At 65.3% G+C, this 13,169-nt stretch carries 12 protein-coding genes; 7 read left to right on the top strand and 5 right to left on the bottom strand.

The annotated features are described in order from the left end of the window. Positions 1 to 6 precede the first annotated feature (6 nt). Positions 7 to 1,872 (top strand): dihydroxy-acid dehydratase, encoded by a 1,866-nt coding sequence (ilvD, locus tag B9N97_RS32325; protein ID WP_085091936.1) that lies wholly within the window; start codon positions 7 to 9, stop codon positions 1,870 to 1,872. A 238-nt stretch (positions 1,873 to 2,110) separates the two neighbouring features. Then, a complete protein-coding gene (locus B9N97_RS32330; RefSeq protein WP_085091937.1) occupies positions 2,111 to 5,266 on the top strand; it encodes an ATP-binding protein in 3,156 nt (1,051 codons plus the stop codon). 14 nt (positions 5,267 to 5,280) lie between these two features. Here B9N97_RS32330 and B9N97_RS32335 read toward each other — a convergent pair whose 3' ends face one another. Then, entirely contained in the window at positions 5,281 to 5,571 is a 291-nt protein-coding gene (locus B9N97_RS32335; protein WP_085091938.1) for a ribbon-helix-helix domain-containing protein, read from the bottom strand. Positions 5,572 to 5,719: 148 nt separating this feature from the next. Here B9N97_RS32335 and B9N97_RS32340 point away from each other — a divergent pair, with 148 nt between their 5' ends. From B9N97_RS32340 to B9N97_RS32360, 5 genes are all read left to right on the top strand, one after another. Then, complete coding sequence (locus B9N97_RS32340) at positions 5,720 to 5,917, top strand: hypothetical protein (RefSeq protein ID WP_085092335.1); 198 nt, start codon at positions 5,720 to 5,722, stop codon at positions 5,915 to 5,917. A gap of 120 nt (positions 5,918 to 6,037) precedes the next feature. Then, positions 6,038 to 7,309, top strand: a complete 1,272-nt coding sequence (locus B9N97_RS32345; protein ID WP_085091939.1) for a YcaO-like family protein — start codon at positions 6,038 to 6,040, stop codon at positions 7,307 to 7,309. After that, on the top strand, positions 7,306 to 8,058 hold the full coding sequence (locus B9N97_RS32350; protein WP_085091940.1) for a TfuA-like protein: 753 nt from the start codon (positions 7,306 to 7,308) through the stop codon (positions 8,056 to 8,058). Before B9N97_RS32345 ends, B9N97_RS32350 begins: the two co-directional genes overlap by 4 nt. Positions 8,059 to 8,135: 77 nt before the next feature. Beyond that, entirely contained in the window at positions 8,136 to 8,846 is a 711-nt protein-coding gene (locus tag B9N97_RS32355) for a Crp/Fnr family transcriptional regulator (protein ID WP_085091941.1), read from the top strand. A gap of 107 nt (positions 8,847 to 8,953) precedes the next feature. Beyond that, positions 8,954 to 9,334 carry a ribbon-helix-helix domain-containing protein gene (locus B9N97_RS32360; protein WP_085091942.1) on the top strand — a complete coding sequence of 127 codons (381 nt, stop codon included), beginning with the start codon at positions 8,954 to 8,956 and terminating at the stop codon, positions 9,332 to 9,334. Between the two features lie 76 nt (positions 9,335 to 9,410). Here B9N97_RS32360 and B9N97_RS32365 read toward each other — a convergent pair whose 3' ends face one another. Genes B9N97_RS32365 through B9N97_RS32380 form a run of 4 tightly spaced genes read right to left on the bottom strand, consistent with a single transcriptional unit; the run spans position 9,411 to position 12,930 of the window. Further along, a complete protein-coding gene (locus tag B9N97_RS32365) occupies positions 9,411 to 10,199 on the bottom strand; it encodes a 3-hydroxybutyrate dehydrogenase (RefSeq protein ID WP_085091943.1) in 789 nt (262 codons plus the stop codon). 6 nt (positions 10,200 to 10,205) lie between these two features. Further along, positions 10,206 to 10,859, bottom strand: coding sequence for a 3-oxoacid CoA-transferase subunit B (locus B9N97_RS32370; RefSeq protein ID WP_085091944.1), 654 nt, complete (start codon positions 10,857 to 10,859; stop codon positions 10,206 to 10,208). Between the two features lie 17 nt (positions 10,860 to 10,876). After that, the gene (locus B9N97_RS32375) at positions 10,877 to 11,536 is read right to left on the bottom strand and encodes a CoA transferase subunit A (RefSeq protein WP_085091945.1); all 660 of its coding nucleotides are present in this window, start codon (positions 11,534 to 11,536) and stop codon (positions 10,877 to 10,879) included. A 2-nt stretch (positions 11,537 to 11,538) separates the two neighbouring features. Further along, a complete protein-coding gene (locus B9N97_RS32380; protein ID WP_085091946.1) occupies positions 11,539 to 12,930 on the bottom strand; it encodes a GntP family permease in 1,392 nt (463 codons plus the stop codon). Between the last annotated feature and the right edge of the window lie 239 nt (positions 12,931 to 13,169).

Genomic DNA, 13,169 nt, shown 5'->3' on the forward strand with positions numbered 1-13,169 from the left:
CGATCCATGCCGCACTACCGTTCCCGCACCTCCACCCACGGCCGCAACATGGCGGGCGCGCGCGGCCTGTGGCGGGCGACCGGCATGAAGGACGGCGATTTCGGCAAGCCGATCATCGCCATCGCCAACTCCTTCACCCAGTTCGTCCCCGGACACGTCCACCTGAAGGATCTGGGCCAGTTGGTCGCGCGCGAGATCGAGAAGGCCGGCGGCGTGGCGAAGGAGTTCAACACCATCGCGGTGGACGACGGCATTGCCATGGGCCATGGCGGCATGCTGTACAGCCTGCCCTCGCGCGAGCTGATCGCCGACGCGGTGGAGTACATGGCGAACGCGCATTGCGCCGATGCGCTGGTCTGCATCTCCAACTGTGACAAGATCACGCCCGGCATGCTGATGGCCGCGATGCGCCTGAACATCCCGGCGGTCTTCGTCTCCGGCGGCCCGATGGAGGCCGGCAAGGTCAAGTGGCGCGGCAAGGTCAAGTCGGTCGACCTGATCGACGCGATGGTCGCCGCCGCCGACCCGACCGTCTCCGACGAGGAGGCGGCGGAGATGGAGCGCGGCTCCTGCCCGACCTGCGGATCCTGCTCCGGCATGTTCACCGCCAACTCGATGAACTGCCTGACCGAGGCGCTGGGCCTGTCCCTGCCCGGCAACGGCACCATCCTGGCGACCCACGCCGACCGCAAGGAGCTGTTCCTCGCCGCCGGCCGGCTCGCCGTCGATCTCTGCCGCCGCTGGTACCAGGAGGAGGACGCCACCGCCCTGCCGCGCGGCATCGCCAGCAAGGCGGCGTTCGAGAACGCGATGACGCTCGACATCGCCATGGGCGGTTCGACCAACACCGTCCTGCACATCCTGGCCGCGGCGCAGGAGGGCGGCATCGACTTCACGATGTCCGACATCGACCGGCTGTCGCGCCGCGTCCCCAACGTCTGCAAGGTCGCCCCGGCGGTGTCGGACGTCCATATCGAGGACGTGCACCGCGCCGGCGGCATCTTCGGCATCCTGGGCGAACTGGACCGCGCCGGCCTGCTGAACCGCGAGGCGCCGACCGTCCATGCCCCCACGCTGGGTGACGCGCTGGACCGCTGGGACGTGATGCGCACGCAGGACCAGTCCGTCCACACCCTGTACCGGGCCGCGCCCGGCGGCATTCCGACCGTCGTGCCCTTCAGCCAGGAACGCCGCTGGCCGGAACTGGACCTCGACCGTGAAAAGGGCGTGATCCGCAAGGCCGAGAACGCCTTCAGCCAGGATGGCGGCCTCGCCGTGCTGTACGGCAACATCGCGGAGAACGGCTGCATCGTGAAGACGGCGGGCGTCGATGCCTCCAACCTCGTCTTCGCCGGCCCGGCCCGCGTGTTCGAGAGCCAGGACGACGCCGTCGCCGGCATCCTGGGCGACGTCGTCAAGGCGGGCGAGGTGGTGATCATCCGCTACGAGGGTCCGCGCGGCGGCCCCGGCATGCAGGAAATGCTGTACCCGACCAGCTACCTGAAGTCGAAGGGGCTGGGCAAGGCCTGCGCGCTGGTCACGGACGGCCGCTTCTCCGGCGGCACGTCGGGGCTGTCGATCGGCCATGTCTCGCCGGAAGCGGCGCAGGGCGGCGCCATCGGACTGGTGCAGGACGGCGACCGCATCGAGATCGACATCCCCAACCGCATCATCCGCCTTGCCATCGACGACCAGGAGATGCAGCGCCGCCGCGATGCGATGAACGCCAAGGGTGTGGATGCCTGGAAGCCGGCCAGCCGCGACCGCGTGGTTTCCCCTGCGCTCCGCGCCTATGCCGCCCTGACGACCAGCGCCGACCGCGGCGCCGTGCGCGACGTTTCCCAGGTGGAGAATATCGCCGTCCGCCGCTGAGCCGGGTTGGCCCGGCCATCGTCAACCCCGGCCGAGTCAGGCACAACGGATATTCATCACAAGTAACAATCAAGGCGCCGCGCAAGTCGCGGCGCTTTCTTTTTGCCCCGAATTACATACACCGATATGTTGGCTTCCGCCTGCGCGAAAATCTTAGGGCGATACATCGCTCGGATGTTCGCAAAATTCGAATTGCATGCTCTAATATGCCAACGCGAATTCCGCAAAGGGGGCGGACATGGCGGACACCATGTTGAGCACAGCGACGGACGAAGGCCGTCCTTGGCAGGATGCATCACGCCTGCCGGGCGAAAAGCCGCGCGAGCGCAAGGTGGTAACGGCGATGTTCGTCGACATCGTCCGCTCCTCCGCCATCGTGGCCGGCCGTGATCCGGAGGATGCGGACGACCTGCTCCTCTCCATCCTGGATCGCGTGACGGAGGCGGTGCCGCGTTTCGAGGGCACGGTGACGCAGATGCTGGGCGACGGTTTCCTGGCGACCTTCGGCGCCCCCGGCGCAAAGGAGGACCACGCCCTGCGCGCCTGTCTGGCCGCCCAGGACATCCTCAGCGCCACCCGCGACGAGAACGGAAAGCCGCTTTTCCAGATTCGCATCGGCATCAGCTCCGGCGACGCCGTGACCCATGTGGTGACCAACGGCCTGTGGACCGACTATCGTGCCGTCGGTGAATGCGTGCATATGGCCGCCAAGCTGCAGCAACGCGCCGCCTCCGACACCGCGCAGCTCAGCCGCGACACGCTGGACCTGATCCCCGTCGGCGTGACGGCGCGCCCGATGGGAAGCCTGCGTTTGTCCGACGAGGTGGAGCCGATGCCGGCCTTCCTGCTCGACGGAGCCCGCGCCGTCCGCCGCACCGCCACCGACCTGCTGTCCGCCACCGACGCCCCCTATGTCGGCCGCGAGCAGGAGGTGGCGACCCTGTTCGCCATCGCCGATTCGGTGGAGGCCGGGGCGCCGGCCCAACTCCTGCTTCAAGGGGATGCCGGCATCGGCAAGTCGCGGCTGGTGGGGGAGTTTCTGCGCGATCCGCGCAGCCGGCGCTGGACGCTGCTGCAATGGCCGCAAATGCCGATCCGCCGGCTGGCCGATCCCGACGACCTCGAGGCGGTGGCGCTGAGCCTGGCGGAGCAGGTGGCCGGCCGTGCCAGCGAGGAAGGCGTCGGCTGGGTATGCGCGGCCGCGGGCCGCCGCTCCGGTTCGCTGGCGGGCGACGCCGTGCGGGCACTGTTCGGCCTGCCGGGGCTCGACCCGCTGTGGAGCGGCCTTGATGCGGCGCAGCGCCTGTCGCTGGGCATCGAAGGGCTGGTGGGGGCGACGCTTGAACTCGCGGCTCCGGTCCCAGCGCATGATGGCGCCGAGACCGATGGTGAGGGGGTCGTGGGCCGGCCGCTGCTGGTCCTGGTCGAGGATGCGCACTGGGCGCGGCCGGTGATGGTGCGGCTGCTGGACAGGCTGGCGGAAGCGCTGCCGGGGTCCGGGTCGCGCCTGCTGCTGCTCGCCACCCGGCGACCGCCGCCGCTGGGGCCGGAATCGCGGGAACAGGGCTGGAACGGCCGGCCGGGCGGGCGGCGCATGGAGTTGGGTATGCTGTCGCCGGATCAGGTGCAGCGTTTCCTGGCCCATTGGCTGGGGCCGGACTGGTCGCTGGTCGAGTTGAAGACCCAGGTCGCCACCCGCTGCCAGGGCGTTCCGCTCTATCTGGAAGAGGTTCTGCGCACGCTGGAGACAGCCAACGCCATCGAAGGTTCGCCGGGCTCCTACCGGCTGATCGACCCGCTGGTGGTCGACAAGCTGCCGCGCACGCTGCACGCGCTGCTGGGCGAGCGCATGGACCTGATGACGCTCGAACGGCGCCGGCTGCTAATGAATGCCGCCGTGATCGGCACCACCTTCGATGTCGGGCTGCTGCAGGCGCTGACCTGCCTGCCCATGCCAGTCCTGTCCGACACTCTGGCCTATCTGGAGCGCGCCGGCTTCGTGCTGCGCACCCGCCTGCTGCCCAACCTGGAATATTCCTTCAAGCATGCGCTGATCCAGGAGGTCGCCTACGCCACCCTGACCAAGTCCGACCGCCGGGCGCTTCATGCCCGCGTGCTGGAGGCGCTGCGCCACCGCCGCGACGCCGACCTGCCCAACCGCCTGGACCTGCTGGCTCACCACGCCTTCAAGGCGGAAAACTGGCCGGCCGCGCACCTGTTCGGCCGGCGGGCGGGCGTGCGGGCGGAACTGCGCTCCCGGCTGGAGGACGCGAGCCGGCATTACCGGAACGCCTTGACTGCCCTTGACCGATGCCTGGACACACCGCGCAACCGGTTGCGGCGGATTGATACTTCTATTTCATTATCACGCGCGCGGATGCCGCGCGGCTTTACAGATACGGGTCCACTTCTTAACGAAACTCGCAACTTGTCTCTTACTCTCGGAGATCCGCGACGCTATGCGCGGGTGTCGTCAATGCTTGCTGCAGTAGAGTGGTCGAACGGCAATATAGATAAAGCTGTTCAATACAGCCGCGAAGGGCTAGCAGCCAATGATGGGAGTTTTGATCGCAAGACACAGATACAGCTTCTTGGACGCCTAGGTGGCATATTGGCAGAAAAGGGTCACTATTTAGAAGGACGGAATTTGCTTCGATCCGCTCGCAAGATGTTGCCCAATAACTGTCTCCATGAGCGGTTTGGACTTGCCGTTGTCGCAAAGGTTGGAATTTGCGCTAACCTTGCAAGAAACTGTGCCGAAATTGACCTTGAATGCGAAGCGATCAGCATGGCTATTGACGCCGTCGTTGCTGCAGATGCAAGCAATCACAATTTTTCTCGGCTCTATGCCTACGAGCACATTGGGTGGACTTATCTATTATTAGGGAACCCGATCCAGTCAATGCCCTACCTTGAATCGGCACTAGAATTGTGCGAGTCGATACATTCAAAGCTGCATAAGCCATTTCTGATGGGAGCTGTGGCCTATGCAAACGCTCTAACCGGTAGGATCAATGATGGCCTTGCGCTCTTTCAGCAGGGATTGGCGATTGCTGAACAGGAGCGGGTCAATGCCTATATTAGTCAGGTACATCTTTGGCTTGCTGAAACACACCTTCTAGCAGGCGCGCCGGAACAGGCAAGAATACGGGCTGCATTCGTCCGGAAGTCGGCATCTGAAACAGCTAGACTTGGCTATTTGGCTAAGGCAGAAGCACTTGAAGCGGAGGTAAATTTTATTATGCACAACAGTTTAGGTGAGACAAAAAAACGTTTAGAAATTGCAGAAAAGAATGCAAGAGCGTTGTCTTTGATTCGCATCGCGGACAGGTGCTCTAGAACATTGAACAGAAAAAATTTCGGAGTCAGCGATCAGGAAAGGGTTATTAACTAAACCTTTATGCACAATTAGCGAATCTCCGCCTGCCGGAAATAATCTAGCACATAGCTGCGGATTGCGTTCGTTAACGGCATCGTGGCTGGCCGCGAAGCATCTACTTCTTGACAGAGATCACGGACAGGGCGCTCTTCTTTTTTTGCTATTTCGTCCAATCCACTCCAGATCGCCATTTCCAAGCGCAATTTTGCGCGCCGATCCATGAGAGGGATGGTCCGGGAGACCACCGACGGCCACACCATTAGGCTGCGCAGATCAGTGCCATACGACGCATCAGATAAAGATTTTCTGTGAAATCGCATAGACCGCTCCTAAAGCTGGACGGAATGACGTTGTCTCCTGAGATCTCTACACTGATCGCGATTCGAGCACTGTGAAGTTTTTCACAGCAAGATATTCCTTTGCATGTGAAGAGTTTGTCTGTCAGCCACACACATGAAGGACTTTCATATGAACATGTCGATTTCGCAGGCGTCGATGATCCGTGGCGCCGATGGCCGTCTGTATAGCGTGACCGCACACGGGGTTTCGGAAATTGCCGACACGGCTATCGCCACCGCCCGTACCCATATTCGCTCGGGTGATCGCGCCGGTTTCGAAACCGCAGACCACGAGGCTGCCCGTACCATGATCGCTCCGGGCGCCTGATCGGGTTCCCGGTTCCGGTTCTTCGGACCGTGGCCACCAGCACCGCACTGGTGCTGACCGGCCACGGACCCGGGAACGGGACGCGCCCTCTCGATTTTCCTCCACCCCGGACAAGCCGCGATGCCCTTCGATCTGCTCGATGTCAAAGCCTCCGCTTCGGATGCGGTGAAGGCCCACACGGTCGGCACCCACCGGGTCATGGCGCCCGAACAGACCCTGGCGCGGGTCGCCCCGTTCCTGCCGATCATGGGGATCACCCGGGTCGCCAACGTCACCGGGCTGGATGCCGTCGGCATTCCGGTGGTGATGGTGACACGACCGAATTCCCGCTCCATCTCGGTGTCGCAGGGCAAGGGGGTGACGCTCGCCGCCGCCAAGGCGTCGGGTGTCATGGAGTCGATCGAGAGCTACCACGCCGAACGCATCACCCTGCCGCTGAAGTTCGCCAGTTTCGAGGAGCTGCGCTGGACCCATCCGGTGGTGGACGTCGACCGCCTGCCCCGGTTGTCGACCGGCAGCTTCAACCCCAACAGCCCCATCCTGTGGATCGAGGGGCAGGACCTGCTGAACGGCGGCCCGAAATGGGTTCCGTTCGAGATGGTCCACCTGAATTTCACCGTGCCGATGGCCCCCGGCCACGGCGCCTTCCTGGCCGGATCCAACGGGCTGGCGTCGGGAAACCACAAGGTGGAGGCGATCAGCCACGCCGTCACCGAACTGGTGGAGCGCGACGCGACCACCCTGTGGCGCCTGCAGGACCCGGTGGCCCAGGCGGCGACCCGCATCGACCTGGACAGCATCGACGATCCGGTCTGCCGCTCGCTGATCGACCGCTTCGAGGCGGCCGGGGTCGCCGTCGGCGTGTGGGAGACCACCAGCGACGTCGGCCTGCCCGCCTTCCTCTGCCGCATCGTCGAACGCGAGGAAATGCCCCAGCATTCCATCCGTCCGGCCACCGGCATGGGTTGTCATGCGGCGCGCGAGATCGCCCTGTCCCGCGCCCTGACCGAAGCGGCACAGAGCCGCCTGACCTTCATCGCCGGCGCCCGTGACGACATGCCCCGGGCCGAATACGAACGCCACCTCGACCCTGCCCACCACGCCCGCTGGAAGGCCATGATCGTGGAGGGCGCCGGCCGGCGCTCCTTCCACCATTGTCCGACCAGCACCGCCCCCACCATCGAGGCCGACCTCGCCCACCAGCTCGACCGGCTGCGCGCGGTCGGGATCGAGGAAGCGGTGGCGGTCGACCTGACCAAGCCCGAATTCGGCATCCCCGTCGTGCGCGTCGTCGTTCCGGGGCTGGAGGGTGCCGACGAATCCCCCGACTACCTGCTGGGCGAACGCGGTCTGCGCGCGCTCGGCACCCAAGCCATGGAGAAGGCGGCATGAGCGGCGTCTATGTCTTCCTCGGCCCCACCCTGCCGCGCGAGGATGCGGCGTTGGAGCTGGACGCCACCTATCTGCCGCCGGTCGCCCAGGGCGACGTGTTGCGGCTGTGTGCGGAAAAGCCGGCGGCCATCGGCATCATCGACGGCTTCTTCGAAAGCGTGCCGTCGGTCTGGCACAAGGAAATCCTCTACGCCATCCATGCCGGCATTCCGGTGTTCGGTGCCTCCAGCATGGGGGCGCTACGCGCGGCGGAGCTGTACCCCTTCGGCATGATCGGCGTCGGCGCCATCTTCGAGGCGTTCCGCGACGGCCGGCTGGAGGACGACGACGAGGTGGCGGTGATCCACGGCCCGGCCGAGTTGGGCTACACCTCGCTGTCTGAGGCCATGGTCAACATCCGCCGCACCCTGTCCGACGCAATGGCAGACCGGGTGCTGACCGCCGAAACGGCCCTCCGCCTGGAATCGATCGCCAAGGAACTGCCCTACCGCGAGCGCGGCTACGGCCGGATGCTGCGGCTGGGTGCCGATATCGGCCTTTCGGCGGGCGAACTGGCGGCTTTCCGCGGTTGGCTGCCGCATGGCCGGTTCGACCAGAAGCGCGAGGACGCCAAGGCGATGCTGCGCACCATGGCTCGACGGCTCGGCCGTCCGACCGGTGACGATGCGGCGCCGGAGGCTCGTTTCCACTTCGAGCGCACCGTCCTTTGGGAGCGTGCCCTGCGCGACGCGGCTCCGCTCGCGATGTAAGGGCGTATCGGCTAGACTGATCGCGCCGGGGTGGCGATGACTGCCAGCCCGGCGCGAAACTGTGCCTGGACGGACGGATGAACGCGCCGATGGATGTTGCGGCGGTGCTGAGGCGCAACCGGCTGCTCGGGGAACTCGATGCCGGTCAGATGACGGAAATGCTGACGCTGGGTCGCATTGCCCGCTTTGATGCCGACCAGATCATCTTCGATAAGGGGGACCCCGGCGACAGCCTGTTCGCCGTGTTGAAGGGACAGATCGCCATCCGCACCTCCTCGGCGGACGGAAAGACGATGCTGCTCAACATCCTGGAAGCCGGCGATGTCCTGGGCGAGATCGGCCTGATCGACGGGCGGGAACGCACAGCCGCCGCGATCGCCCTGCGGCCGGTCGAGCTTTACCGCATCGACCGCGCCGACTTCATTCCGTTCCTGGAGCGTCACCCGCGCCTGTGTACCCGCATGATGATCGTTCTGTGCGACCGGCTGCGCTGGGTATCGGAGAATATCGAGGACGCCGTCTTCCATGATGTGCCGCGTCGGCTGGCCCGCAGGCTGCTGCTGCTGTCCGACAGCTATGGGCAGCAGACTGCGACCGGCCTGCGGCTGACCCTGCCGTTGTCACAGGAGGCCCTGGCCAACATGTTGGGAGTCACCCGTGAAATGGTGAACAAGTGCCTCGGTGCCCTGCGAAAGGCCGGAGTGGTGACATATGCCAAAGGGTTTATCGTCATCAATGATCTGGCACTACTAAAGGACATGGCCGGTGACCCTGAACGGGTTCCCTAGGGGGAATCCTTACCTGCCTAAAGTTTTGTTCCCAAAATAGGTTGTGGTCGCGTTATAGTGTGCATGCGTTGGGGGCAATCGCACGGGTAGCACGAGGGCTTAAGAGCATGTCGAGCGAAGGGAACAGGAAATCCAGCGTCGATCAATTCACGGGCGTCGCTTCACTGACTTCCCGCACGCTCAAATTGTCCGGGCGCGATGTAACGATCCGATTGGAGCCGTCATATTGGGAAGGGCTCGAAGAAATCTGCCGTCGGGAGGATCTGACGGTGGACGACCTCTGCTACGACGTCCGTGATCGCATGGAGCAGCAGGGCCGCCGTTCTTCCCAGGCGGGCGTGTCGCTTGCCAACGCCCTGCGCGTGTTCGTGGTCGGCTATTTCCGGCAGGCGGCGACCGAACGCGGCCATGCGCGTGCCGGTCACGGCCGGGGCCGCCCTTTCATCGCGACGCCCTTCGACCTCGTCCCCATCACCAGCGACAGCTGACACCTGACACCTGAAAAACCCGGGACTCATGGGGACAGGCCTGTCGACCCGCCCCCAATGCGTCACGGCGCCAATCTTATTGGGCGGTCCAGCCGCCGTCCATCGTCAGGGCCGCACCACGCATGTTGCCGGCGGCCTCCGAGCACAGGAACACCGCCAGTTCGCCCAGCTGTTCCGGCGTGACGAAGGACTTGGACGGCTGCTTCTCGCTCAGCAGTTCGCGCCCGGCGTCCTCCACCGACAGGTTGCGGGAGGCAGCCAGCGCGTCGATCTGCTTCTGCACCAGCGGGGTCAGCACCCAGCCTGGGCAAATGGCGTTGCAGGTGATGTTGGTCTCCGCCAGTTCCAGTGCCGTCACCTTGGTCAGGCCGATCACGCCGTGCTTGGCGGCGACGTAGGCCGACTTGTTGACCGACGCCACCAGCCCATGCACCGACGCGATGTTGATGACCCGGCCCCAGCCCCGCGTCTTCATGCCCGGCAACGCCGCGCGGGTGCCATGGAAGACGGCCGACAGGTTGATGGCGATCACCGCGTCCCATCGTTCCACCGGGAAGGCGTCGACCGGCGCCACATGCTGGATGCCGGCATTGTTGACCAGCACGTCCAGCCGGCCATAGGCCTCCTCGGTGGCGGCGACCATCGCCTCGATCTCCTCGGGCTTCGACATGTCGGCGCCGTTGTGGGCGACGCGCACGCCGAATTCCGTCGACAGCGACCGGCACAACTCGGCGATATAGCCGGCATCGCCGAAGCCGTTCAGCATCAGGTCGGCGCCCTGCCCCGCAAGCTGCCGTGCGATCCCAAGGCCGATCCCGCTGGTGGACCCAGTAACGAGTGCGGCCTTCCCCTTCAGATTGGTCATTCTTCTTTATCCTTCGATCGGCATGGAACGGAGGTCCGGGGCGATGATCAGTTCGCACCCGGTGTTGGCGATCACCTGCTCCACCGTGACACCGGGGGCGGTTTCCTTCAAGACGAGGCCGGCATCGGTCGGCTCGATGACGGCGAGGTCGGTCACCACCAGATCGACGCGGCGGACCGAGGTCAGCGGCAGGCCGCAACGCCCGACGATCTTGGCCTCGCCCTTGGCGCTGTGCTGCATGGCGACGATCACCCGGCGGGCGCCGGTGACCAGATCCATCGCCCCGCCCATGCCCGGCACCATCTTGCCCGGCACCATCCAGTTGGCGAGCCGCCCCTCGCGGTCCACCTGCAGGCCGCCCAGCACGGTGACGTCCAGATGGCCGCCGCGGATCAGCCCGAAGGAGAGGGCGCTGTCGAAGGACGCCGCCCCCGGCAGGGCTGAGATGGGCGAGCCGCCGGCATCGGTCAGGTCGTGATTCTCCGCTCCGGTGATCGGGCCGGACATGCCGACGATCCCGTTCTCCGACTGGAAGAACACGTGGCGTCCGGCCGGGACATAGCGGGCGACGAGAGTCGGCAGGCCGATGCCCAGGTTGACGAGGTCACCGTCCTTCAGCTCCAGCGCGACACGCTTGGCGATCAGGGTCTTTTCATCCATGGCTCGATACTCCCCGATCAGCGCGGCTTGGAGGTGACGATGTGGTCGACCAGCACCGACGGCGTCATCACCGCATCTGGCGGGATGCAGCCGACGGGCAGGATGTCTTCGGCCTCGGCGATGACGGTGGCGCCAGCCATCGCCATCAGCGGGTTGAAGTTGCGCGCCGTCAGCGCGTAGGTCAGGTTGCCGTACAGGTCGGCCTGCTTGGCGGCGACCAGCGCGAAGTCGGCCTTGATCGGCATTTCCAGCAGATAGGTCACGCCGTCGATCTCGACCTTGCGCTTGCCCTCCTCCACCGTGGTGCCGACGCCGGTGGGGGTCAGCACGCCGCCCAGCCCGACGCCGCCGGCACGGATGCGCTCGGCCAGCGTACCCTGCGGCACCAGTTCCACCTCGATGTCGCCGGCGATCATCTGCTTCTGCGTCTCGGGGTTCAGGCCGATGTGACTGGTGACGACACGGCGCACCAGCTTCTCCACCACCAGCTTGCCCAGGCCGTTGTTGGGCCGGGCGGTGTCGTTGGCGATGATGGTCAGGTCGCGCTTGCCCTGGCGGATCAGTTCGTCCACCAGGCGGTTGGGGCCGCCGACGGCCATGAAGCCGCCGATCAGCAGGGAAGCGCCGTCGGGAATGCGTGCAACGGCCTCTTCCAGGGATATGAGCTTGTTCTTCATGATCAGACGATCCCGGTCAGGTAGTAGACGGCGATCACGAAGAAGACCGCCAGCGTCTTGATGCAGGTGACGGCGAAGATGTCGCCATAGGACTGCCGGTGCGTCAGCCCGGTGACGCCCAGCAAGGTGATGACGGCACCGTTGTGCGGCAAGGTGTCCATGCCGCCGCTGGCCATCGAGGCGACGCGGTGCAGCACCTCCATCGGGATGCCGGCGGCGTTGGCGGCGGTGATGAACTGGTCGGCCATCGCCGCCAGGGCGATGCTCATGCCGCCGGACGCCGACCCGGTGATGCCGGCGAGCGCGGTGACCGTCACCGCCTCGTTCACCAGCGGGTTGGGGATGGCGGACAGCGCATCGCGGATCACCAGGAAGCCCGGCAGCGCCGCGATGACCGCACCGAAGCCGTATTCCGACGCCGTGTTCATCGAGGCCAGCAGCGACCCGCCGATGGCGGCCTTCGTGCCCTCGGCGAAGCGCTGGGACACCGGCTTCCAGGCGAAGGCCAGCACCAGCAGGATGCCGCAGAGCAACGCCCCTTCCACCGCCCAGATGCCGGCGACGGCGGAGACCTGCGTCACCAGCGGCTTGGCGCCGGGGGTCAGCGCCACCTCGCTGGTGGTGCCGTAAATGCCGGGAATCGCCATGGTGAACAGCTTGTTCAGCACGCCAACGGCGACCAGCGGCGACAGCGCCAGGATCGGATTCGGCAGCAGCTCGGAAGCCACCGGCTCCGGCTCGTTGGTGTGGCCGTTGCCATACCCCTCACCGCGCGCGATGGCGGAGCGCACCCGCCATTCCAGATAGAGCAGGCCCAGCGTCAGGATGAAAACCGAGCCGATCAGGCCCAGCCAGGGAGCGGCATAGGCGTCGGTCTTGAAGAAAGTGGTCGGGATGATGTTCTGGATCTGCGGCGTGCCCGGCAGCGCATCCATGGTGACGGTGAAAGCGCCCAGCGCGATCACGCCTGGGATCAGGCGCTTGGGAATGTCGCCCTGCCGGAACATCTCCGCCGCGAAGGGATAGACGGCGAAAACCACGACGAACAGCGACACGCCGCCATAGGTGAGCAGCAGACAGACCAGGACGATGGAGGTCACCGCACGCTCGCGCCCGACCAGCTTGATGACGGCGGAGACGATCGACTTGGAGAAGCCGGACAGTTCGATCACCTTGCCGAACACCGCCCCCAGCAGGAAGACCGGGAAGTACAGCCTCACGAAGCCGACCATCTTGTCCATGAACAGGCCGGTGAAGACCGGCGGCACGGCGGACGGATCGGTCAGCAGCACCGCCGCCAGCGCCGCCACCGGCGCGAAGAGGATGACGCTGAAGCCCCGGTAGGCGACCAGCATGAGGAACGCGAGCGCTCCCAAGCAGATCAGGAAACTCATTTGGACGATGCTCCCTCGATTGTTCTTTTCGGATGGCCGACGTCAGGGATGTCGGTTCCGGGCATTGCGGCGGAGACAGCCGCCGCAGCCTCTCGTGGTGAACCCGGTCACGGGTGCATGCATCGGTATCAGCAAGGGTCATGCCAGTAGCAGACGGTTCGATCGTCGCAGGCGAAACCTTTGACGCATCGGACTTTTTGCGCTGCACACAAAAACGGTGCCCGAACCTACATCTCAGA

The sequence above is a fragment of the Azospirillum oryzae genome, from assembly GCF_900177515.1.
Taxonomy (GTDB): domain Bacteria; phylum Pseudomonadota; class Alphaproteobacteria; order Azospirillales; family Azospirillaceae; genus Azospirillum; species Azospirillum oryzae_A.